Source organism: Campylobacteraceae bacterium, from assembly GCA_013215945.1.
Taxonomy (GTDB): domain Bacteria; phylum Campylobacterota; class Campylobacteria; order Campylobacterales; family Arcobacteraceae; genus NORP36.
This window is the reverse complement of sequence record JABSOM010000002.1, coordinates 41,603-63,169: the sequence shown is the minus strand read 5'-3', so window position 1 is coordinate 63,169 and position 21,567 is coordinate 41,603. Positions and strand designations below refer to the sequence as shown.

General features: G+C 28.9%; 28 protein-coding genes. 6 read left to right on the top strand and 22 right to left on the bottom strand.

The features are described from left to right. Position 1 precedes the first annotated feature (1 nt). The 8 genes from HRT41_02285 to HRT41_02250 are packed head-to-tail and all read right to left on the bottom strand — an operon-like array spanning position 2 to position 5,717. The gene (locus tag HRT41_02285; protein ID NQY22833.1) at positions 2-643 is read right to left on the bottom strand and encodes a phage baseplate assembly protein V; all 642 of its coding nucleotides are present in this window, start codon (positions 641-643) and stop codon (positions 2-4) included. Next, complete coding sequence (locus tag HRT41_02280) at positions 643-1,065, bottom strand: hypothetical protein (protein NQY22832.1); 423 nt, start codon at positions 1,063-1,065, stop codon at positions 643-645. The genes HRT41_02285 and HRT41_02280 overlap by 1 nt, the downstream gene beginning before the upstream one ends. Then, the gene (locus HRT41_02275) at positions 1,062-1,379 is read right to left on the bottom strand and encodes a hypothetical protein (GenBank protein ID NQY22831.1); all 318 of its coding nucleotides are present in this window, start codon (positions 1,377-1,379) and stop codon (positions 1,062-1,064) included. The genes HRT41_02280 and HRT41_02275 overlap by 4 nt, the downstream gene beginning before the upstream one ends. A gap of 1 nt (position 1,380) precedes the next feature. Next, on the bottom strand, positions 1,381-1,746 hold the full coding sequence (locus tag HRT41_02270; protein ID NQY22830.1) for a hypothetical protein: 366 nt from the start codon (positions 1,744-1,746) through the stop codon (positions 1,381-1,383). 11 nt (positions 1,747-1,757) lie between these two features. Then, on the bottom strand, positions 1,758-2,099 hold the full coding sequence (locus HRT41_02265; GenBank protein NQY22829.1) for a DUF2190 family protein: 342 nt from the start codon (positions 2,097-2,099) through the stop codon (positions 1,758-1,760). A 2-nt stretch (positions 2,100-2,101) separates the two neighbouring features. Further along, entirely contained in the window at positions 2,102-4,024 is a 1,923-nt protein-coding gene (locus HRT41_02260; GenBank protein ID NQY22828.1) for a Mu-like prophage major head subunit gpT family protein, read from the bottom strand. Further along, positions 4,024-5,475: a phage portal protein gene (locus tag HRT41_02255; GenBank protein ID NQY22827.1), complete on the bottom strand. Its 1,452-nt coding sequence runs from the start codon at positions 5,473-5,475 to the stop codon at positions 4,024-4,026. The genes HRT41_02260 and HRT41_02255 overlap by 1 nt, the downstream gene beginning before the upstream one ends. Beyond that, the gene (locus HRT41_02250) at positions 5,475-5,717 is read right to left on the bottom strand and encodes a hypothetical protein (GenBank protein NQY22826.1); all 243 of its coding nucleotides are present in this window, start codon (positions 5,715-5,717) and stop codon (positions 5,475-5,477) included. Before HRT41_02250 ends, HRT41_02255 begins: the two co-directional genes overlap by 1 nt. Before the next feature lie 157 nt (positions 5,718-5,874). Between HRT41_02250 and HRT41_02245 the strand changes: the two genes are divergently transcribed. Next, on the top strand, positions 5,875-7,554 hold the full coding sequence (locus HRT41_02245) for a tetratricopeptide repeat protein (protein ID NQY22825.1): 1,680 nt from the start codon (positions 5,875-5,877) through the stop codon (positions 7,552-7,554). 9 nt (positions 7,555-7,563) lie between these two features. On the opposite strand, the gene HRT41_02240 is transcribed toward HRT41_02245, so the two are convergent. The 12 genes from HRT41_02240 to HRT41_02185 form a co-directional block, all read right to left on the bottom strand. Continuing rightward, a complete protein-coding gene (locus HRT41_02240; GenBank protein NQY22824.1) occupies positions 7,564-7,794 on the bottom strand; it encodes a hypothetical protein in 231 nt (76 codons plus the stop codon). Then, a complete protein-coding gene (locus HRT41_02235) occupies positions 7,794-9,689 on the bottom strand; it encodes a phage terminase large subunit family protein (protein ID NQY22823.1) in 1,896 nt (631 codons plus the stop codon). Before HRT41_02235 ends, HRT41_02240 begins: the two co-directional genes overlap by 1 nt. Further along, positions 9,679-10,425, bottom strand: coding sequence for a hypothetical protein (locus HRT41_02230; GenBank protein ID NQY22822.1), 747 nt, complete (start codon positions 10,423-10,425; stop codon positions 9,679-9,681). Before HRT41_02230 ends, HRT41_02235 begins: the two co-directional genes overlap by 11 nt. Positions 10,426-10,647: 222 nt before the next feature. Further along, on the bottom strand, positions 10,648-11,172 hold the full coding sequence (locus HRT41_02225; GenBank protein ID NQY22821.1) for a hypothetical protein: 525 nt from the start codon (positions 11,170-11,172) through the stop codon (positions 10,648-10,650). Between the two features lie 155 nt (positions 11,173-11,327). Then, positions 11,328-12,437, bottom strand: coding sequence for a site-specific integrase (locus HRT41_02220; GenBank protein ID NQY22820.1), 1,110 nt, complete (start codon positions 12,435-12,437; stop codon positions 11,328-11,330). After that, positions 12,434-12,649, bottom strand: coding sequence for a hypothetical protein (locus HRT41_02215; GenBank protein NQY22819.1), 216 nt, complete (start codon positions 12,647-12,649; stop codon positions 12,434-12,436). The genes HRT41_02220 and HRT41_02215 overlap by 4 nt, the downstream gene beginning before the upstream one ends. Next, the gene (locus tag HRT41_02210; protein NQY22818.1) at positions 12,642-12,872 is read right to left on the bottom strand and encodes a hypothetical protein; all 231 of its coding nucleotides are present in this window, start codon (positions 12,870-12,872) and stop codon (positions 12,642-12,644) included. Before HRT41_02210 ends, HRT41_02215 begins: the two co-directional genes overlap by 8 nt. After that, complete coding sequence (locus tag HRT41_02205; GenBank protein ID NQY22817.1) at positions 12,865-13,464, bottom strand: hypothetical protein; 600 nt, start codon at positions 13,462-13,464, stop codon at positions 12,865-12,867. Before HRT41_02205 ends, HRT41_02210 begins: the two co-directional genes overlap by 8 nt. Further along, complete coding sequence (locus HRT41_02200; protein ID NQY22816.1) at positions 13,457-14,200, bottom strand: helix-turn-helix domain-containing protein; 744 nt, start codon at positions 14,198-14,200, stop codon at positions 13,457-13,459. The genes HRT41_02205 and HRT41_02200 overlap by 8 nt, the downstream gene beginning before the upstream one ends. A gap of 360 nt (positions 14,201-14,560) precedes the next feature. Continuing rightward, the gene (locus HRT41_02195; protein NQY22815.1) at positions 14,561-14,833 is read right to left on the bottom strand and encodes a hypothetical protein; all 273 of its coding nucleotides are present in this window, start codon (positions 14,831-14,833) and stop codon (positions 14,561-14,563) included. A 172-nt stretch (positions 14,834-15,005) separates the two neighbouring features. Beyond that, complete coding sequence (locus HRT41_02190) at positions 15,006-15,518, bottom strand: phage regulatory CII family protein (GenBank protein NQY22814.1); 513 nt, start codon at positions 15,516-15,518, stop codon at positions 15,006-15,008. Positions 15,519-15,527: 9 nt separating this feature from the next. Then, on the bottom strand, positions 15,528-15,794 hold the full coding sequence (locus tag HRT41_02185; GenBank protein ID NQY22813.1) for a hypothetical protein: 267 nt from the start codon (positions 15,792-15,794) through the stop codon (positions 15,528-15,530). A 99-nt stretch (positions 15,795-15,893) separates the two neighbouring features. On the opposite strand from HRT41_02185, the gene HRT41_02180 reads away from it, so the two are divergent. Continuing rightward, positions 15,894-16,631, top strand: coding sequence for a helix-turn-helix transcriptional regulator (locus tag HRT41_02180; GenBank protein NQY22812.1), 738 nt, complete (start codon positions 15,894-15,896; stop codon positions 16,629-16,631). A gap of 158 nt (positions 16,632-16,789) precedes the next feature. Here the strand turns inward: HRT41_02180 and HRT41_02175 are convergent, their stop codons facing one another. Further along, positions 16,790-17,707 (bottom strand): hypothetical protein, encoded by a 918-nt coding sequence (locus tag HRT41_02175; protein ID NQY22811.1) that lies wholly within the window; start codon positions 17,705-17,707, stop codon positions 16,790-16,792. Between the two features lie 529 nt (positions 17,708-18,236). Then, positions 18,237-18,746: a hypothetical protein gene (locus tag HRT41_02170; GenBank protein NQY22810.1), complete on the bottom strand. Its 510-nt coding sequence runs from the start codon at positions 18,744-18,746 to the stop codon at positions 18,237-18,239. A gap of 379 nt (positions 18,747-19,125) precedes the next feature. On the opposite strand from HRT41_02170, the gene HRT41_02165 reads away from it, so the two are divergent. The 4 genes from HRT41_02165 to HRT41_02150 all read left to right on the top strand — a co-directional run bounded on the left by HRT41_02165 (position 19,126) and on the right by HRT41_02150 (position 21,503). Continuing rightward, entirely contained in the window at positions 19,126-19,986 is an 861-nt protein-coding gene (locus HRT41_02165; protein NQY22809.1) for a hypothetical protein, read from the top strand. Beyond that, positions 19,986-20,198, top strand: a complete 213-nt coding sequence (locus HRT41_02160) for a hypothetical protein (protein NQY22808.1) — start codon at positions 19,986-19,988, stop codon at positions 20,196-20,198. Before HRT41_02165 ends, HRT41_02160 begins: the two co-directional genes overlap by 1 nt. Next, complete coding sequence (locus HRT41_02155; GenBank protein ID NQY22807.1) at positions 20,198-20,773, top strand: hypothetical protein; 576 nt, start codon at positions 20,198-20,200, stop codon at positions 20,771-20,773. The genes HRT41_02160 and HRT41_02155 overlap by 1 nt, the downstream gene beginning before the upstream one ends. A 490-nt stretch (positions 20,774-21,263) precedes the next feature. Next, on the top strand, positions 21,264-21,503 hold the full coding sequence (locus HRT41_02150) for a transcriptional regulator (protein NQY22806.1): 240 nt from the start codon (positions 21,264-21,266) through the stop codon (positions 21,501-21,503). Positions 21,504-21,567: the final 64 nt, after the last annotated feature.

Sequence of the window (21,567 nt, the reverse complement as noted above, 5' to 3'; positions counted from 1 at the left end):
TTTAATCTCTTCCATAACCATTATTTGTGTGACTTGTTAAGTTCCCATTTTTATCAATGAAAGAACCATCAGTATTAATATCTCCAGTTGAATTAATATTTCCATCAAAGGAAGCACCTGATCCACCTGAAATAGATAATCCATTTTCACCTACTATTTCGCCAGTAACCATTAACCCACCATTGATTAAAACATTCCCATTATTTGTAGTTTTTGCTGTTATTACTACAGTATCAGCTATAACACTTGCACTTTTACAAATAATAGTTATCTTATTAACCGCATTTACCTTTAGCTCTTTAGCTTCAATGTCATAACTAATTTCCGTACCATCTTTATAAAGCATTACTTCTTTTGTATCAGAGGACCCTGCTGGTTCTTTACAATATTTATTAAAAATACCTCTTATAATAAATCCAGTATCTGCAATTCCAAAAGGGCAAAATACAGCCACTTGCTCTTTAACTAATACAGGAATAAAGTGCTTTTTAAAATCATTTGATTGACCAATTACTGGAAACCAATCTGTTTCTCTTTCATGAAGCTTAACTCTTGCAAGAGATAATCCATGAATACTTTTAGTTTGTGTTACCGTACCAATTTGAATAAGATTTCCAAGTAATCTAATATCTTCAGCATTCATTATTGTTCCCAAGGAGGTGATTCATATTCAACTGTAAATACTAATCTAGTACCACCATACATAAAGTCTTTTTGTTCAATTAAAGTTTCACTCCCACCATATTTACACTCACGGTTAGATTCATCTTTAAACTCTTTAAATGATTTTAAAATGTCACTTATAATTTCTCTGTTATTAAAAACAGAATCTTTTCCTATAACAGCAATATCTATTTCGATTTTTAAACTATGGTAAAAGACTCCTGATTCTTCATAAGATGGAGATTCGGGATCCCTAATAATCATCGCAGGAAATTGTTTATGCTCTAACTTTTTTTCATACCATTCAAAACAATTAAGTCCACAATCAGAACGAAACCCATTAGCTTTTGTAATCAATTTCATTTTTGCTAAAATTGCATCTACTAAATTTTGTCTAATCATTGGATAATCCCTAAATAGATTTTCATAATTTCATTACCTGGTTCTTTATATACGACTTCATAATTAATGCCATCAATAAGAAAGTTTGATTCATTCGTAATATTTAATGAATGAATCATTTGAACAGTAATCATTGGAACCATTGAAGCAACACCTTCATACTGATCGTGATTAAAAATTACTTCTACTTCCGCATCAAATAAAACATTAAACGGTTCTTCTATATTTCCAAGAGTATGAACAGCAGGAAGTGCAAATTCATTTTCATTGAAACAAACTTTTAAATCCTCCTCCATTTGCTCTTGGAAAGTCATTTTATTTTTCTTCTTTTAATGATGTTTCAATTAATGCAATTAAATCATCTTTCTTTTTTGCATCTTTTGCAGCATCATTAGAAATTCCAATTGCAAGAGCAAACTCTTCTAAAGGAGCTCTGTTTAAAGAATCATAATCAACAGCTTTTAACTCATCCATATTCATTTCAGAATATGTTTTATTTGATTCTTTTTTATCTTTTTCTTTAGCATCTTCAATAGCTTTTTTAAATTCTGCTTCTGAAGATTTAGAACCTTGACCATTTGAAATAATTCTATTACCTAAATCTTCACCCACTTCAATAATTTCATCTTTTGAATACTTAGAGCCTCTGAAATTTCCTGATCTATTCATTTTTACAAACATACGAATACCTTTTAAATGTTAATTTTAATATTGATAGTTCCTGCTACTGCACTTTTAGAAGTCATAGCTTTACCTGCTTTTACATTTCCTGTTGATGTTTTTGTCAACTCTCTATTTGTAACATCGAAATAAAGAATATCTCCAACTGCAATAGCTTCAGAAGTTTTTGCAGTAACTTGCCAAACTTTCTCTGTATCAACAGAAATAACTTCACCTGCTAGTCCAGAGATAACTGCAATTCCAATCATTGAAGAACCTAAGGGAATTACATCCCCTACATTTACTGAACCTGATAACGTATAGTCAATTACTCGACCATCTTGAATTTCTAGTGCTTCTTTAATAATGGACATTTTTACACTCCTGCATTTTTATATAGACCTTTGTAATCTGTTACAACTACACCAAAATCAAACACACATTTAAACTCAATACCATCAATATCAGAACGTTTTTGTTCAACTATTGGTTGTTTATTTGTACCTGCTAAATAACCAACTTTGATTGTGTTGCTTTTTGCTGCTAAATACCATGCATTTGCAGAAAGCTCATTTTCAACAATCAATGTAGAATTATTTTTATGAGGATTTGTTATGCCTGAGTTACTTGAACCAACATCTGCTTCACTTGTTAATAATTGCAATGCAATTCTTTCTTCTTCCGATGCAACTAATAAATATTTTGGAACAATATTTAATTGTTTATCTCCATCTTTTTGTCTTCTCATAAGCACTCTTGCAGCACTTAATGTTTCACTTCCAAGTTTTGCACCAGTTGAGGCAAGATTATTGTGTGAAGTATGAAAGATCACTTTTCCATCAGACATTTTATAATCTGAAAAATCACCTTTATTTTGTAATAAATCATAAACAAGACCATTTGATGTACGTTTTGCCATTTTCCCAAATTCAGCAACAATACCTTCAAAAACACCTAAGTCATCATTAATAATCATTTCACGTGTTAAAGTAAACTCAGCACCATAAGATTCTAAGGCCCATCCAGTTCCATCTTCACTAAACTCAATTTTTTTCTTTTCACTTTTTTCTTTGACTTTTTGAAGTCTTCCACCTTGGCTTTTTAAAGAAATTTCATTTCTTATTCTAAAGTCAGGTAACTCAACAGCTTGGGTCCATAGTGAAAATGTTCCTTCTTCTTCCTCAAAACCTGAAGCTAAAATTCTGTTTGCAACATTTCCAAGTAACATAGAAAAATCAGAAGAACTCATAGCTCTTTTTGCTAAATCAAGATTGTCATAACCTTGATAATTTGTTAATGCTCTTGCCATATCTAACAATGAAGCACCTCTAAAGCTTTCAGTATCTTCATTTTGGCTACTAATAGAAACACCACATCTAATTAAAATTGAATTTTCAATTCCTCTAATCATTTCTGTTTTTGTAGCACTTCGGGAATGATTAACAGGAGCAGAACCAACAATTTTTTCATCTAACACAAGCTTTCTTACTTGTTCAATAGATGTTCCATCTTTAAGAAATGCATTTGCTCTCTCAGATGTAATTTGTCCACCTACAACTAAATCAGAAATAGAAGTTGTTCTTTCTCTTTCTATTTGAATTCCTGCAGCAGAAGCCTCTTGAACTTTTGAAGTATCAATTGTTCTGTTTTTTTCTGTATCTTCTAAGTCAGATAGAACTTTCATTCTTGCTTTTTCAGAGTCATTTAACGTATCAACTGCTTTTCTAAGTACTTCTAGCTCTTTTTGTAATTTTTCATTCATTGAATCTTCTCCATTTTTATTTTTATTTCTAACTTTTGCACCTTTATCAAAACCAACACCTACAGCACTACATTCTAAAATTTCGTAATCTATAACTGTTACTAAGTCCGGTTCTCCTTCTCTTTCTTCTATAAGAACTTTATTTCTTATATAAGTAACAGAACAATCTGTTAATACTTTGTCAACGTATTTTCTAAAGACTTTTTCACTCTCTTCATCTGTACCGAAAACAACACGTCCAACAAGTTCTCCAGACTCAACACCTACATCATTCCAACCACCTATGGCGGAATCAACACTACGGTCATGATCTTTGAAAAATGTTCTAAGTCTTTCATAATTTGCTCCATTTACATCTAATTCTTCAATATAAACACCACGTTCCCAATCAAATCTTTTCCCTGCATTATCTTTTGAAATCAGAACAAATTTAATTGACCTAGTTCCTTCATCTATGGAAGAAGGCTTAACTGCAAGTTTTCTTTCAATAGTTTTATTTTCTAATTCTCGCTGTAACGCTATGAATTTTTTATCCATTATTTCCCCTCGCTTTCTAATTCAGATAAGTTTGCTTTTTCTCTTTTCTCTTTTATCATCACTTCTTCTGCTATTTGTTGGTCAATATTGTCTTCAAAGTTTTGCCCTCTTGCAGCTGCTGCTTTTGTTCGTGTATTAATTCCTAATTCAATTTCTTTCTCAATTGCTTTAGTATCTTTTAAAGGGTCAACCCACTCACGCTTAGGCATTATCCAAAGAGGTTTCACATATTTACTTCTGTTTGAGAAATAATCCTTTGGTGCTTTTAGGTTTCCATTTAAAACTTGTGAATCCATAAAGTCTCCAAACATCACATCAAGTACATTTCTACAAAGAGAAGTTTGTTCATCATCAAAACGTTTATTGTCTTGAATGATAGAAGCACGTGCACTTGAAAAATTCACTTGGGAATAATCTCTAAACGCTAATTCATAAGATATATCTCTCCCTGCTGCTATTAAACGAATAGTGTTTGTAATAAATGAAGAATAGGAATTTCCAAGTTGATTTGATTGCACTGTTTGTACTTCTTCCCCAGGCTTTAGATATTTAATCATTCCAGATGTAATCTCTTTTATTGGGTCAGAACTACCATGTTTTAAACCGGTTTTTTTATCTCCATACATAGAACCCGAAGAATTACCTGATTTAATAAAAAGGCCAAATGCAGCTAAAATTCTATTTTTTACTATTTCACTATCGTTATAAGCTGCAAAGTCTTTTAAATTATTAATTGTTTGTGCATAATCAGTAATTCCACGATATTGCGTTGCTCTTTCTCTTTCGTAGTAATGAATAATATTGTTAGCATCGTAAGGATTTGAAGAGTATGAATTTACAGAAGACTTTAACCAATAGGAAACTGGCTTTCCATTGTTATCAACTTCAACACCAGTAAAAATTGTATTGTTATTGTTTTTGACTTTTATTTCATCAAACTGGTCAGTTTCCACCAATTGGAATTTTAAAGGAAAGTGTTTATCTTTTGTATAAACTTTATTAATAAGTATTTCACCATCAGTCATTTTATGTTTCAATGCTAGTTTTTGAAAATCATATATTCCACTTAAACCAGTAATATCAAAATTTTCTTTTTTGATAAACTGATCCCATAAATTTTCAACTTGGCTATTAAAAATTTTAGAATTATTAATATCACCTTCTTTTACTCTTGATTGAAGTCTAATACCTGTACCGATTGAATTTTTGACTATAGATTTATCTATTGATTTTGTAATTGGATTATTAGCAGCTAACCATCTTGCTCTTGCTTTTAATTGATTTCTATCACTTCCTGCAAGAAGTTCAAAATGATTATTACTTAGATTGAAGTCTCTATTTAAGCGAGAAGTTTTTGCACCTTCATAATAAGCTCTTTCAATTTCAGCACTAATAGCACCACCTGTTACAATGTTTGCAGTAGTTGCAATTATTTTTGGGATTAAATTCATTAAGAAAAACTCACAAAAGAAGTATCACCAGAAGGTTCAGTTTCTTGACCCATTATATAATTAGAACCAAAAGTATTAATATTTTCTAAAAGTTCTCTTCTTGATGCTCTTAATTCTCTTAAATCTTCTGATTTATAAGTAATATTATTTGAAGTAGTATATTCTTTTCTTCTATACACAGCAGATATTGCAGCGTTAACTTCTGCTAGTTCTTGACCTAAAGTTAAAGTTGCACCTGCCATGTTATTCCTTTTAGTATATTTTAAAAGTGAATTTTGACAGAATAGAAAATAAAAAAGTAGGGTAGGATTTCTTACCCTACCTTTTTTTTAAAAATTATGATAAGGATAAAAAAATAATGATTATGATAGAATTTTCCAAACTAAAACAAGGCCTTTGATGATTAAAAACATACTATTACTTACACTTTTAATATTCTCTTTTTCATACGCTAAAGAAACAAATGTCACAAATCAAATATTGCAAATGAATAAAGAGATTCAAGAATTAAAAAAAAATCAGAATAATCCACTTTTGGAATATAAATTAAAAAGAATAGAAGAAAAAGAAGAAAAATTATTTGAATATGAAAAGAAACTTGTTAAAGATACAGTACTTTATAACCATAAGATAAAACTTATTCAAACAGATATAAATTCTCATATAGATGGCTATAAAACGATAGCTACACAGACAAGCAATTTTATGTCAAATGCACTTACAGCATTTAGTTTATTTATATTAATCTCTACAGTTTTAATAAGTGTTACTGGGCTTTTTTTCACAAGAAAATGGATTGGAGAAAAAGTTAATGAATCTATTCAAAAAAAAGCTGAATTAAAGATTTATGAATTAAATGAGAAAGTTAAAAGTGTAGATAAAGTAAAAACAGAATTTGAGACTGAATCTAAGTTGACAATTGAATCGTTAAATAATAAGCTAAAAGAAGCGACAGAATCTCTAGAAAAAATTAAGTCAACGACAAATTATGCAAAAAAGGAAATTGACTCATTTAAAGAAATTTTTAAAGTTATAGTTGAAAAAAATCAAGATAAACAAACAGACACGGATAAAAATATTGTTAAAATAATTAATGAAAATATTGACGAATCACAATTGAAAACTTTTGATGATTACTTTTTTAAAGCAATGGAATATAGTGCAAAAGCTGATTACCTTAATTCCATTAAGTTTTATGAAAAAGCTATACTACTAAGCGTAAATAATGCAAATTTATTCACTAATATTGGAGTTACTTATGGGAAATTAGGAAGATATGAGGAATCAATTGTTGCGTTTAAAAGGTCTATAAAAATAAAACCTAATAATGATGATACATTTGTTCATATGGGATTTGCCTATCATAATCTTAAAAGATATGATGAAGCGCTGGACTCTTATAAAAAGGCTATAGAAATTAATCCAAACAATGACCGTGCATTTTCTAATATAGGAGTTGTGTACGAAATACATAAGAAATATGAAGAAGCGATTATTGAGCACAAAAAAGCTATAAAAATAAACCCGAATAACTACAACACTTTTTATAATCTAGGAGTTATCTATAGTAAAACTGGAAAATATAATGAAGCTATTTTGCAATACAGAAAATCTATTGAAATTAATCCTAAGCATGAAGCCACTTTTTATAATATGGGTAGTGATTATGTTGAGCTTAAAGAGTATAGTGAAGCCAATAAGGCATATCTCAAGGCAATAGAAATCAACCCTATGAATGGCTTGGTTCTTGCTATTATAGGATTTAACTATTCTATGATGAAACAATACAATAAAGCTATAGATTTCTTAAAAAAAGCTACTGAAGTTAATCCAAATAATGAGAATGCATTTTTGAATATGGCAAGTGTTTACTGTAAGTTGGAAAATTATGATGATGCTATTTCTGCATTTAAAAAGGCTATTGAAATTGACCCCACCAATCACGATTCCTTTTTTAAATTGGGGCTTTCATATGCTTATTTAGACAACTATTCTGAAGCAATTAAATCAATTAAAATTGCAATAGAAATTGAACCGAAAAATCAATATAAAGAAAAATTAGATGAACTTTTAAAGTAGAAATAAAGTTTATCCTTTTTTTATGTCATCAAAATCTTCACTAAGTTCATCTAGTATTTCATCGTATAAACCATCAGTACTCATAACCCTCTCAATGGCTATTCCAAGCGCAACACTATCTCTTTCCATAAGAAAAGAAATCACTTCTAAGCTTCTATGGCTTAGGGATGGTTTATTTTTTAGGTTCTCTCTTTTATCCCAAAAAGATTTCTTTGAATTTATTAAATTATTAACACTCATTAGTAATTATCCCTCCAATCATTATAGTTCTGTGGTCTTTCTTCATTTTCCTCTTCCTCATTTGTAATTGCATTTAATTCATTCTCAATTTTTTCATGAAATTCATCTTCTAAAACATCCCAATCCATTCCTTGTGGGTAATACATCATTTCTATAAGTTCAAGTGCAGCCATTGAATAAACTCTGCAATCAACTCCTTCATTTCTCGTTCTAAATTTCACCCATCTTCCATCATCACCACGTTTTTCGGCAGTTAGTTGTTTAAAGTATTTTGAATCATAAATAAATTTCTTATCGCTTTTTTCTCTTTTTGGAAAGTGCATATATCCTGCACCTGCATCTTCTGTCATTAAATTTGTGTGTAAAACGTCTTTTGTAGTATTTACTCCAACAGAAAATAAAGGTATTTTCCCAGTATTATTTCGTGTTGCATTACCTTTTATCGTAGGAGTATTAATTCCTTTATCTCCTTTGATTGCAAAAATATTTAGTTCAAATCTTTTTTTACAATAGGCATAAACGTATTTAGTTCTATGTCCTCCTGTATCAATACAAGCAGCCATAACTTTTAAATCAATTCCACTTTCATGTTTGTATGTTCTATCAAGTAAATGCATATCCAGTTTTTCCCATACATTTGGATATTTAGGATCACCATCCAATACCAAATAATCAATAGACCAACTCTCTCCATATTTTCCCCAACCTACAATTTCAACTTCAAGCCTGTTATCTTGTGTATCAATACCTGCTGTTATTACAAGTACTCCTTCAGGTACTTCACTTGTATAAAGTTCACATCTTGTATCAAATTTATGAGTATCTACTTTTTCATAGTTTTCTTCCCAGACATTTGCATCCCTTGTATTGGTCCATGTTTTCATCAAAGTAACATTGCCCTGGTTCATTTTCTTTTTTGCTTCTAAAAACTCTGTGAATATTTCATTCCATGTAAGCATTGGAGAATAATAAGAAGGAATATTAAAACCTGCATGAGGATGGCCTTCATTTGTTGCTATCCATTTTGCACCGTTTTTTTCGTCCATCATCCATGTTTTATGATGTTCTTCAATTAATGTTCCACACTTATGACAACACGCTTTTACATCGTTTGTTAATCTATAAGTTTCCTGATCATATTCAAAAATAAAAGTATCTTTAGTAAAATAAAATAGTCCTTTACAAGAAGGACACACCACATGATATTCTCGTTGGTCACTTTCGTCATATTCAATTTCAATATTACTTCTACCTTTTACAGTAGGTGTTGAGTTTAAATATATTTTTCTATTTGGAAAAGCATCTGTTCTTTTTTTGAAAACAGATATTGCACTTCCCTCCCCGTTTAGATCATGAGGGAAACCATCAATATCATCTAAATCTAAAACTTTAAAACTCAAAGACCTACCTTGTGCAGTTGAATTAGACCAACCAAATACCAACATTCCACCAGGGAATTCCATGCTATCTGCAGTTCCAATATCATCTTTGGTTTTACCTCTTTTTATTTTGTTTGCAATATTAGGCATTAGCTCTAAGCTTGGTACCAGCTTGAATATTCTGTGTTTCTTCATTAGTCCTTCTGTTGGCATAACTAACATCATAGGGCAAGGATAAATGTCCATATAACACATTAAAAAGTTGTTTCCTATTTCAGTACCACCAATTTGAGTACCTTTTTTAACTTTCACTTGTTGTATCGGATTTTGAGGTCCTAATACATCCATAATTTCTCTTACAAAAGGGAAACGACTTGTTCTCCATTGTCCTGGTTCAGAACTTGATTTTTTTGGAAGCTGTCTTCTTTCATCTGCCCACTTAGATATTTTAAATAAAGGATCAGGCAATAAACCATTTAAAAAAGAGTTTTTATACACTCCAATGTTATTCATCATCTGCCAAAGCCTTTAATATATAATTTATTTCTATTGTTAATAACTCATGTATTTTTGTTTTATTTTGATTTAGCAGCTGTGCAGATAATCTATCTGGTAATGATGAAAAACTATCTCTTATTTTTCGTGCTAATTCAAAAGCTTCAATTTTTACAACATTAATATCAACTAAGTTTTTTTCTAACTCCTGGTTCTTTAAAAACTTTTCAATTTTAATATCTTCTTCTTTTGAAATACTTGCTTTTTGTAAAGGAGTTTTAGCAAGTGTAATTAAGCCCTGATAAAATTTCCTTATATCTTCTACAGTTTGAGATTCAAATGATTCATTATTTGTATTTTCTATTTCTTCTTCCGGAGCTTTTGTTTTAGTTAATTTATCAACATAAGATTTTAATGCAGCCAACCTATAAAGTTTTTTGCCATCGTAACAATGTTTAAATATTCCATTTTTATCTAAGGCAGAAATTCTAGGAGCAGATACACCAAAAGCCAAGGCCAAATCTTTTTTTGTGATGTATTGTTTTTGGGTATCTCTTTTATTTGCATTGGCTTCTCTTTGTGAATCACGTGTAAAATCTATATTATTTAAATAAGCTTCTATTGTTTCAAAGCGAAGAAGTTTGTTATCTTCAATACAATCTATAAATACATCCTTAGCTTCTAGCTTCGTAATGTATGGTGCAGACGTGCCTACAATCTTTGAAAGCTCTGATTTCGTAATATATTTTTTATCCATTCTTAACCTTATATTTCAATAATTAACCAACTTAACCAAGTTGGGTTAATTTCTCTACATGGCCCTAGCCATAATACTTAGAGATACTTTTTTCTATGATTTACCCAAGTTGAAAGTTAACCAAGTTGAAAAATCCCAAAATTATCCAACTCTTGCGTCGCAAGTTTCCCTTATACTTTGAAACCCTCCGGAGTACCTTTTTTTTCTGTGTCATATAAGCACTTATTTACTTATATAAAACTCCAAGTTCTTTCTAAATCTTTTACCAAATTCTCTGTCTTTTATTTCCTCTGCTTTCTTTAAAGTTTTAGCATTAAACATTTGAGGAACAGACAAGGTTTGTACTGCTCTTATTTCTTGTGAGCCATCTACTCTTTGTAAAATAGCAGGACTATTTTTAGCTTTAAAAGCACGCTTCAATACTTTTCTTCCTCCTTGTTTCTTAATTCTAATACTCACCTGCCCTCGTTTCTTTAGGACTTTAGCTCCAAAGTTAGAAACATTTCTTTGTTTAGAACTAATCACAATATTAAAAATCAATCTTCCTTGGGAGGAACGACTAACCTTGATAAACTTTCTTAAGCTTTTTGCTTTAATATTATAATTAGCTCTTACATCTTGGCTCATTTTCGTAGTCATTTTTCTACCAATTTCATTGATAGTTCTACTCAAAGATTGATTGTAAACCTTTGGATTTAATGCATAAGTTAATTTGTCTAATCCTTCTAATTTAACATCAACAAACATCTAATTTACTCCCTTTTTAAAAGATACTATAGACTTATATGGAAAAGTAGTTCTTAGATATATACTTACTACTTCGATTACTACGTGTGTTATTGCCATAAATCTACTCGCTTTTTTTATTGCTTTTTGTACCCTATTTGTACCCATTATTTTTATTAACCTTTTTGGTACATTGAGTTAACTTTTTTTGCACCAGTATTTTCATGTAAATGAGTGTATCTTTTGGTCATCTTTTCATCTGCATGATTCATTAATCCCTGTACTACAATAGAGTTTTCACCCTCCATAGTTAAGTGACTTCCAAAGGTATGTCTAAACGTATGCATTACTGCTTTGTTTTTTCTATCTCTTTTTAATATCCCTTCATTAAATGGTTTTAATATCTTTTTAAATCGTACATACATAGCACTATATGAGAGTTTTTTCTTTTTATTTGATGTCAAATATATGTTTGCTTTTGATGCAGAGAAGTGTATGTTAAGCAGATAAAGAACATCATTACTAAGTATCCCCATGTAATTAATCTCTCGTTTAAAATCATATAAAAGAATAGTTTTGTTATCAAAGTTAATGTGCTTCATTTGTATACTAAGTATTGATTCAGCCCTTGCACCAGTAGATAAAGACAAGTAAGCGAACATTAGTGTTCCTATTTTTTCATCTTTTAATAGATCATATAAATTATGTACTTCTGATTTACTAAGGATTCTATCTCTTGCATTATTACATTTAATAAGTGGCACGTTTTTACAGTTATGAGTAGTAATCATATTGCTTTTTATAGCATGATTTAATATTGTTTTTACCAGGGTAATTGTTCGATTACTTGAAGCAGCTGAATACCCATATTTATGATAAATCTTCTGTAAATCAAGTAATGAACTATCACTTAATTTGTTAATTGAATGTGGCCCAATGAAAGGTTTGATATGTTTTATATATATTAATTTTGATGATTCATTTGATTTATTATGTAGTTCTTTATCGCAGAAATACTTCATTGCCAAAGTATCAAACTTTAAAAGTTTAATAGATTTTTTTATTGATAAATCTTCTCCATGTCTAATATTCATTACTGTTGAATTGTATTTTTGGATACAAGTATTCTCATTAATTCCTTCACTAGCTCTTCCAATTTTAGTACGAACCCTTTTACCCTCTTCATCTTTATAAAAAATATAATATGTTTTATCTCCATTCTTCAATAAATATGTTTGAATTTTACATCCAAACTTTAAAGAGTTTATAAAAGGTGTTACACTCATAAACTTGGAGCCAACATTTCGTAAAATCTTATTTTATAAATAATAGATCTATATTCTGCAAGAACATCTTCGCTAAGTTCAAATTTATTTACAATATCTTTTACTTTTACAGATGCACTAAATTGAACTTCCTCTGTTGCAGCTAAATTGGCTAATTCTTCTATTCTGTTTAACAGTAATTCAATTCTTTTTTTAATCATAGATTCAATCATATTTTTTCCTTGTTTCTGAACTTTCTTGAGAAACTTCATTATGTGCTTTTTCATTTTTACACTTATCCTTCTCTTCATAAAACTTATTAACTGATTTGTTAAAAAATGATTCAGGTACTTTTTCTTTATATAATAATTGCTTTTTATTATTCACTATCTTCATAATATTTTCAATTCTGTCATAACTTAAATATCCAATATCTACAATTTTAAACCTAGTCATGTGTTAATGCTTTCTTCTTTAAATCTGCTAAAGGTATGAAACTATCTTTTTGTTGGATTAAAAAGGCTTTATTTAATCGTGTATAAGCATTAAAAAGTTTATTTAGAAAATTATCATCTTGAAAGTGAGCTAAACAATATTCTAAACTCCCTACTTCATTTAAAAGTTTTTGATCTTGCTGAGTAAAGGCACATTCATCATTTCTCTTTAGTTGTTCATATTTAACATTTGCAAGAAATTTTGTTGTTTCTACAATCTCTGATATTGCTGCATCAATTGCACGTGAACAATGACCTAACTCTTTGATTATGCTTTTACATTTTTTAGTCATTGAATCTTCTTTTGCATCTTTCTCAACTTCTTTAAACTTCATAAACATTGCATCAAACTTTTGTACACCTGTTAGATAATTAAATTCTGAATTTCTTTGATTTTCTTTGATATATATTCTAAATTCATTTAAATTTTGGATAGAAGAAAGGTCCTGCTGAATATCCATAAGAACTAAATAAGATTCACTTTTAATGTTTAACTTTTCAATCACATAATTTAATATTTCATTCGCAGCTTCTAATTTTTGATTACTACTCATGAATTTCTCCTTGAAAAATAGTGTCATCTTCTTGTCTGATTTGTGAGAACATTTCATTTGCTTTTGCTATTGTTGCATTACCTGTGAAAGTAGAATTTTTAAAATTTATTGTAGGTTTATATAAATCTTTCCAATTACTACTAATAGCATTTTTAAGAATATTTTTATCTCTTCCATATTCAAAATATTTATTTAGTAATCTCTCATGAATTTTATATGTTGTTTGTAATTTCATGCTTTTTCTTAATGCACAATATTCTAAATATAATTCTTTTTCAGTACTGTCTAATTCTTTATATAAGTGATGGTTAAATATAGTAAGTGATGGTTTAGGTACAACCCTTTGACCTTGGGTACCCATTTGTGGTACAGCTGCTTGACTTTGGGTGGGTAGTACAACCCTTTGACCTTGGCTAATTTTAATATTAAATCTTTTTAAAATATCTTCGTCTAATTTTGGTATATTTTCTAATGGATAAATAATATACATTGTAGAATTTCTTCCACCTTTTGAACTGCTTCTTTTTTTAGATAGAAGGGTTTGATTAATTTCTAATTCTTTTAAATGTTTAATTACAGTAGTTCTTGATAAAGAAGTTTTCAAGACAATATTATTTAATGATGGATAACAAAATCCTTCATCATTAGCATTATCTGATAATGAAAGCATTACAAGCTTCTTATTGGGTTCCAAAGAACAATCTTTAAAGACTTTAGTCATCATTGAGATACTCATAACTATCTCTTTATCTTTACTAATTCAAAGCCATTTATATAACCAATTAATACTATTCTTGTAGTGGTGTTCTTTTTAGTTGTTTTACATTGCATGTTATATCTCCCAAGACATAAAGCCTTAATAAACAAACCAACATTAATCTTGGGAGGATTAAAGTGTAAGTTGGTTTATTAAAGACACTTGTTTAGCCTTTTTAGATATACTAATCGGGCACAGCGCGAGTGCAAACAAAGCAAGAGTTTTATTTTGAACAGTCAAACTCTTGTTTATCTACAATTAACTCTAAGAATAGTAATTTTCACATGTACTACTCTATGGAATTAATATGTCTCCGACATTGATGTCGGTAACATACCTCTATAGCTTTTTGAATTTTTTATTTAATTTTTTCAATCTTTTTACTAATCGTTTTTCGATTACTTGAGATACTTCAACTGTATCTTTTGAAGTTAATACACCTTGAATCTCTAATTCAATACCAGTTTCTTTTGAATGTGAACGGATTACTATTTTATGATTCTTATGATTAGTAGTAAATGCACCAAACTTTGTAATCTCACTCAACTTTCTTTTAATAGCAACAATCTCTGCTTTCAATAAAGAAGCCTTTGCAAACGTAATATTTTTCATTTCTTTCCTTTTTAATTTTTAAATAATCACAATAGAACCCTAAAACTAGAACTCTATGAAATTACTATTTCTTTAGCTTTAGAAATATCAAGTTTTCTAACAACAATCTTTTTTTCACTATCTTTAATATTTATAAAATCATGTATTTCTGTACTGATAATTTGCTTCATAATTAATCCTTAGTTATTTCTACTGATTTGATTAAACTAATTGCATTTTTTGTTTGCAGTGCAGCTTCGATTGAATCATCTACTTCTTTTAACATATTGGTTTTTTCTTCTTCTGTAATCTGTCCATCTTTAATAGCTCTTTTAATTTCTGAAAAACTTTCATTTGATTCTATTTGCATACTATCTGCCAATTCACCTAAATTACTAACATCACCTGGTGATTGAGGTTCAGTTGATGTAATTACAAAATCAAACATACTTGCCAAATATTTCAAGGGACTATAATCTCCTGTAATTTCCATAATATGAATAAATTCTTCAATAGAGATAGCATTTATCTGATTCGACATTTTTAATTTATTTGAAAGCACTCCACTTGTTGTACCGATTTCATTTGCAAACTCTTCATTTTCAATAGTATTTCTCTTGCAATCAGCTTTGATACTTTTTTTAATAGAAATTAAAAGACCATGGTCCTTAGCTCTTTTGTTGTTTCCAAATCTGTATTTTTCCATTTTCTTATCCTAATTTTTATTTTTTTGTACTTCAAGTACTTCATTGTTTTTTGTTACACTTTCCGTATGATTTGTAATGAATGATTTAATATCTTTCCAAAATAACACTGGAATATTGTGATTCACTGATACTGCAATAGCTTTTGTAGTAGGAGGATCATATTTCCAAGGTTCACGTTTATACTTTCTTGCCATACATGAATTAATATTCATAGTTTCAGCAAGAACTTTAGTGTCAATTTTTCTTAGTTTTTCTAAGTAATTTTTTGTTTTCATTCATAATGATAATATTATTCCCCTAAAATTAAACTTAATAATGGGAATTTTATTATCTTTTTAAATAGTAATATATCATTATTAATAAAAAGGAATATTTTGAGTATCTTTAGCAGTAAAAAACTAGATAAATATGCAGAGAAAAGATTTAAAACAAATAAAGAATTTTTAAGCTGTTTGCTTTCAAGTGGAATTGATAAGAAAGAAGATGCAATTAAAAAATGGAGGCAAGGAAATAGTATTCCAAAGACAAATGAACTTCCTATAATTGCAGATTGTTTAGAGTGTAATATTACTGATTTATTTGAAGATTCTGATGCACAAAATGAAAAAATAGCAAAACTTGAAATTACTAAAAATGCGAGTAAATATTTAAATCTTATGACTATCGAAAACAATGAGAACATAATTACCCTTCCTTATTTTGAAGATATGTACGCTTGTGCAGGAAATGGAGTAACTAATTTTGAATCAAATGCTAAACCAATAAGCTTTGATAAAAGTTTCCTAAAAAAATATTTAGGAGATATAAAATTTGACAATCTTCATATGATAAATGTAATAGGAAATTCAATGCACCCTACTATAAAAGAAAAAGAAATTATATTTATTAATCCATTTGAAAATGAAAGTCAGATTGTTAAAAGTGGAGCTGTCTACACTTTAAAGTATTATGATGAAGTATTTATTAAACGTATAGTTAGTAATCCCAAAACAGGAGAGATCGTTCTTCATAGTGATAATAAAGAGGAACACCCACCTATTGAAATATTAGAAGAAGATAAGCACAACTTTGAAATAATTGGAAGAGTTGTTGCACATTTTGATTGGATTTAGTAAATAATGAAACCTATTTACATCATCTATATAATTTTAGCATTGATAACAATTGTAATGTTTTCATATAAAGATGATGGTGCAGTAAGTAAGATTAAGACACACAAGGAAGCTATTGATAGAGCTTCGGATATGTTGAACGAGTATTAATAAAGCATTTATTCATCGAGATTAAAAAAACCTCCAGAATCTGTATTTTTTTCTTCTGGTGGAGCGATAATTCCATATACCTTTAATACGTAATACTTTCTATCAATTACCTCTAAATCATTGTTGAAAATAATTACGGACTTAAATTCACAATCGAGCATATCACCTGCATAAATTGGAGATTCTCTATTTCTTAAACTTTCGATCCAATTATTATCAAGAATTTCAACATCGAGACTCCTATCTAAAATTAATTCCCACTTAGCATTACCAAATAATGTTGGTTTTTTTATAATTAAGCTTGCTCTGAAAATATTTATCTTTGTATTTTCTTTAAAAGTTTCTTCATAGTCATATTTGAACTTACCTGAGAGTGTATGTGTTTCGTTATCGAATTTTACTTTAAACGTATTTTCAGAGCTTCTAACCGCATTATATACATCATTAGCCCCTTTTAATAGTTTATCTTTTTTAACTTTGAATCCGTAATTAGCCAACTCACTTTTTTTAATTATCTCATTAATATCAGTATATAATTTATCTTCTTTTTGTTTTTGGGTTAAGTCTTCTCTTTCGGCTGCTTCAATTAGCTTTTTCTTTCCCAAAACAAGGAAGTCTCCAACAACAGCCATTGGATTTGTAACATATGCCTTTAATTTATCATCTGGTAATTTTTTGATTGCATCACGTACTGTTGATAGAATTGAACCATGCTCAATATCAACCAAGAAAGAAGAAACAACAATCTCATCACTTATAGTCTCTAATAATGCTTTATTGTAATTATCAATTCCCACCATAAACTCAAACATTGATTCAAATACTTTTTTTGCATCACTATTTTTTTTAAAATCTAATATTATTTTATATTCATTATCTTCCAAAATTACACCATCTCTCAAATAAAAATTATTTAACTCAATCATTTTACCCTACTCCTTATTAATATATAACTTCAGAAGTATTATAGCATGAATTTCACAAAAAGGGAATTTAATTATCAATTTAAGCTTTCTTTAAAGGGAATTAAATTATCATTACACACACCAAAAGCAAACCAGCTTTTAAGTTCTTTAAAAAAACATTGTTAATAAATCCAATCGGCACAGTAATCTAAAAAGATGAAAGGTTGAAGCAACAGAGTAGTTAATAATTTCCTCTATTGGTAACAAACAGCTTAGGCAAGAGTTAAATAAATTATAAAAATATATTTATATTTGAGTTACTAATTAACTGGTAATTCAATAGTGAATATAGGAGGAATATATGGCAGATGATTGGTTTATTTTTATGTGGTTGTTTTTTACGAGTATTTGGTTATTTGATATGTAGGGAGTGCCTACATATCTCTTTTTTGGTTATCACCGGGTTCAACTGGTTCAGGAATAATAATGGGTTTTCCAGAACTCATATATAAATCAAATAGTTTGTGCATATATTCTCCTTTCAAAAGTTTTAACTAAAAAAAGATTTATATATTGCAAAAAATAACATGATTGCAATTGAAAATAATGAGAGCCAATTTGATTGAGTTAGCAACTTTGCTGTACTCGTTATAGCTTCGTTATTAAATTTTATTGCTCTTATAAGAACATTATTTATATGTTCAAGTGCCGTAATTGTCGGTGTATCGGATTCGTCATATCTCTTCATTACATCAATTTCTAACCAAACTCCACCTTTTGAGTACTTATTACGTAGAAATGCACACAAGATAGTAATTATCGCGAATACAGAACCTAATAATGAGCTTGAAAACATTGATATTTCTATAATGTCTTCCAATGGATTAGATTTAAGAAATTGTAATGCAAGTGCAATAACTAAGAAGTTAACCCATAAAATAGTTTTCATGATTTTAATTTGTTCTGGCATGTCTGTATTCAAATTAATGTTTAATCTTGCTCTTAGCTCTGTTTGATGAAGCTTTAAATTGTTTTCGTATCCTTGCTCTTTTTCGGTCATTGTGAACCCCTATATTATTTAAATTTGAGCCCTTTTTTTATACGTTTTTGTGATAAAAATATTATATCAGAAAAGGTCTCTACTTTGAATAACCAATTATAAATAATATTACTAAAAGGATCATCATGGAATACATAATTTATTTAGGCCCAGTAACAATTACTATTACCTGTATCTTGTTTGTCTATGTTAGAGATAAGAATTCGGAGAAAAGAAAAATTAAATTTGATATGAAGAATAAACTATGAACAACACAATCATAGTATCAGACAGCATAGCAAATAAATTCAAAAAAATCTATGCAAAAAAAAATAAAAACATGGTGGTAGTTTCAATTAGTGAAGCTGCTAAAGAGATATTGAAAATTAAAGGATAAAAGATGAATGAAGAAATTAAAAATATATTAGAGTGTTCAATGAAAGATGTTGTATTAGAGGCAGTAGCAGAAGTAGATATTAAAGGGATTATGGCAAATCAAATTAAAGAAGTTACAAACAGCATAGCAAGAGATATGTTTGGAAATTATGGAGATTTTAGAAAAGAGCTTGAGAAAAAGCTTCAAAAAGAAGTTGCTTTTAATCTGGATAGATTATCAGTACCTAACTTTGGAGAAATAGCAGTTGATGCTATACAAGCAGAACTAGGATTAATTGAGTTAGAGAACAAAGCAGATATTCAACTTAAAGCCACTCAAAAACTAAGGAACTTTTTAGGCTCGAACAAAGAAACAATTACTTGTTTGGATTTAGAAAATGAATTTGCAACATTTTTAAAAGATGAACTATCAGATGAATTTGATTGTTCATCAGCAATGGAGGAAATTCAAGGACTAGACGAACTAAATAATTCAACAGAATACATGAGTTCAGAAGTAGAAATCACATCAGTATTAACAGAAAAAACATCTCAATATAGCTCATGGAAATCATGCACTACTCACTTAATATTTAGTTGTAAAAAAGATGATGAATGTTTATATGAAGTATCTATGCATCTTAATAGACAAAGAGATGAAGAAGCTGGAGAAACATATTCAGATGATGACTATTTTGTAGAAGACAGAAAAAACCTTTATTCAATTATTGGTATTCAAATAAATGGTAGAAGTATTGATGAATCAGGAACTTTATTTCTTAAAACAATTAGAAATGAACTAGAACAAATGGCATTAAACTCATTTATTAATGGTGTTAAAATTGACATGAATAAAAGATCTTTGACTGAAATAGAGGAAGAGTAATGCTTAATACAATTTTATTAGTAGTCTTTATCCTGATGTTAGGTACTGGTGTTTATTATCAAGTCAAAAGAGATAAACAAACAAAGATTTTACATGTACTTCAATTTGAAAATGAAAATAAAAGAAGTGATTTGTTAGATATGAACATTGAAGAACAGGAATTAAGATTAAGAGTTTTAAATGAAAAATATAATGAAAGTGAGAAAGAATAATGAGTATATTAAACAGAAAAGCATTAGAAGAGATAGGAAAATTAATTGACATTAATAATCCTAAATATGAGTTAAATTATCTATTAGTTGATAAATCAAATGTTGTAAGTACAAATACAAAAGCATTGTGTGTTGTAAAACATTATGAGCCTGTTAAAGAAGCTTTTTTAATACATGGAAGCATTGTAAAAAAAGCACTTACAGAAAGAAAAGCAACCGACTTTGTTTTGTCAAAAAATAAAATTGTTGTTATGAATGATAATGAAGAACTCATGACATATTCATTATCATCTAGTTTTGAGGATTTTAAATATCCTGATTATGAAAGAATATTTCCAAAAGGACTTGCAGAGGAATGTATTTCCTTTACTGACAATTCGCAAATATCTGGAATATGTGCATTAAGTAAAGTTCATCTAAATCCTAAACATATACCAAAATTGAAATCAGGAACAATCAAAATTAATACACCTGATTTACCTGTTCTAATTGAAGATGGTGAAGAAAATATAAAAATAATTGTAATGCCTATTGTTGATAAATTTAAAGAATTTGAAAATGAAGGTCCTTTTTAACCCACACTTAACTCAACCAATTAGAACACTAACAAAATGAAATCAGGGGTGTTCCTATACACTATGTACACCTAAGTAGTTAGTACATACAGTTTAATGTATTTTAATGTAAAATACATTTTTATAAGCAAGTAATATTACTTACATAACCAATTAAATACTAACAATAAATTTTACATCTTAATTTAGGGTGTAAATCAATGAAAGGAAACAAATGAATATATATCAAACTATTCCCTATGAAATAAGAAAAGAAGATGAAACGCACTTAACAATCGAAGATGTTGAGAAAGCATTAAAAGATTCTTTCTTTAGTAGTCATGTCAGTACTCCCCAAATTATGAGTGTATATATAGATAATAAATATACCCCTCTTCGTATTGAAGTTAATACCTACAAAAATACTGTACCTCTTGAAAATAATATTTCAGTACCATATAAAGATTATAAGGACGAACAAGGTGAATATATTGAAATCATTGTAATATACATTGAAACTAAAGAGGAATATAACTTAGTAAAACATACATGCAAAGGATTAGGAATAACATACAATCAGTTGGGCTTATTTATTGGATATGGAGAAAACTCAATAAGTAATGCTTCAAGAGGAGATGTTAGTAAAGCCATGAAAAAAGCCATTGAGTTATATACCGAAACTTTGAAATTAAAAAAAGAATTAGAGAATTCAGATAAAATTAAAGCAACTCTCAAAGAATGGCTTAAGTAGGTACCTCTAGAAAGGTGTTCAGATAACTAAACACCTTTAAAGTGGCAATTAAAATAAATTCCCA

Excerpts from the sequence above, each read along its gene's own strand:
- HRT41_02285 (NQY22833.1), bottom strand. The coding sequence starts at position 643 with ATGAATGCTGAAGATATTAGATTACTTGGAAATCTTATTCAAATTGGT.
- HRT41_02280 (NQY22832.1), bottom strand. The coding sequence starts at position 1,065 with ATGATTAGACAAAATTTAGTAGATGCAATTTTAGCAAAAATGAAATTG.
- HRT41_02275 (NQY22831.1), bottom strand. The coding sequence starts at position 1,379 with ATGACTTTCCAAGAGCAAATGGAGGAGGATTTAAAAGTTTGTTTCAAT.
- HRT41_02270 (NQY22830.1), bottom strand. The coding sequence starts at position 1,746 with ATGTTTGTAAAAATGAATAGATCAGGAAATTTCAGAGGCTCTAAGTAT.
- HRT41_02265 (NQY22829.1), bottom strand. The coding sequence starts at position 2,099 with ATGTCCATTATTAAAGAAGCACTAGAAATTCAAGATGGTCGAGTAATT.
- HRT41_02260 (NQY22828.1), bottom strand. The coding sequence starts at position 4,024 with ATGGATAAAAAATTCATAGCGTTACAGCGAGAATTAGAAAATAAAACT.
- HRT41_02255 (NQY22827.1), bottom strand. The coding sequence starts at position 5,475 with ATGAATTTAATCCCAAAAATAATTGCAACTACTGCAAACATTGTAACA.
- HRT41_02250 (NQY22826.1), bottom strand. The coding sequence starts at position 5,717 with ATGGCAGGTGCAACTTTAACTTTAGGTCAAGAACTAGCAGAAGTTAAC.
- HRT41_02245 (NQY22825.1), top strand. The coding sequence starts at position 5,875 with ATGATTAAAAACATACTATTACTTACACTTTTAATATTCTCTTTTTCA.
- HRT41_02240 (NQY22824.1), bottom strand. The coding sequence starts at position 7,794 with ATGAGTGTTAATAATTTAATAAATTCAAAGAAATCTTTTTGGGATAAA.
- HRT41_02235 (NQY22823.1), bottom strand. The coding sequence starts at position 9,689 with ATGATGAATAACATTGGAGTGTATAAAAACTCTTTTTTAAATGGTTTA.
- HRT41_02230 (NQY22822.1), bottom strand. The coding sequence starts at position 10,425 with ATGGATAAAAAATATATTACGAAATCAGAGCTTTCAAAGATTGTAGGC.
- HRT41_02225 (NQY22821.1), bottom strand. The coding sequence starts at position 11,172 with ATGTTTGTTGATGTTAAATTAGAAGGATTAGACAAATTAACTTATGCA.
- HRT41_02220 (NQY22820.1), bottom strand. The coding sequence starts at position 12,437 with ATGAGTGTAACACCTTTTATAAACTCTTTAAAGTTTGGATGTAAAATT.
- HRT41_02215 (NQY22819.1), bottom strand. The coding sequence starts at position 12,649 with ATGATTGAATCTATGATTAAAAAAAGAATTGAATTACTGTTAAACAGA.
- HRT41_02210 (NQY22818.1), bottom strand. The coding sequence starts at position 12,872 with ATGACTAGGTTTAAAATTGTAGATATTGGATATTTAAGTTATGACAGA.
- HRT41_02205 (NQY22817.1), bottom strand. The coding sequence starts at position 13,464 with ATGAGTAGTAATCAAAAATTAGAAGCTGCGAATGAAATATTAAATTAT.
- HRT41_02200 (NQY22816.1), bottom strand. The coding sequence starts at position 14,200 with ATGAGTATCTCAATGATGACTAAAGTCTTTAAAGATTGTTCTTTGGAA.
- HRT41_02195 (NQY22815.1), bottom strand. The coding sequence starts at position 14,833 with ATGAAAAATATTACGTTTGCAAAGGCTTCTTTATTGAAAGCAGAGATT.
- HRT41_02190 (NQY22814.1), bottom strand. The coding sequence starts at position 15,518 with ATGGAAAAATACAGATTTGGAAACAACAAAAGAGCTAAGGACCATGGT.
- HRT41_02185 (NQY22813.1), bottom strand. The coding sequence starts at position 15,794 with ATGAAAACAAAAAATTACTTAGAAAAACTAAGAAAAATTGACACTAAA.
- HRT41_02175 (NQY22811.1), bottom strand. The coding sequence starts at position 17,707 with ATGATTGAGTTAAATAATTTTTATTTGAGAGATGGTGTAATTTTGGAA.
- HRT41_02170 (NQY22810.1), bottom strand. The coding sequence starts at position 18,746 with ATGACCGAAAAAGAGCAAGGATACGAAAACAATTTAAAGCTTCATCAA.
- HRT41_02165 (NQY22809.1), top strand. The coding sequence starts at position 19,126 with ATGAATGAAGAAATTAAAAATATATTAGAGTGTTCAATGAAAGATGTT.
- HRT41_02160 (NQY22808.1), top strand. The coding sequence starts at position 19,986 with ATGCTTAATACAATTTTATTAGTAGTCTTTATCCTGATGTTAGGTACT.
- HRT41_02155 (NQY22807.1), top strand. The coding sequence starts at position 20,198 with ATGAGTATATTAAACAGAAAAGCATTAGAAGAGATAGGAAAATTAATT.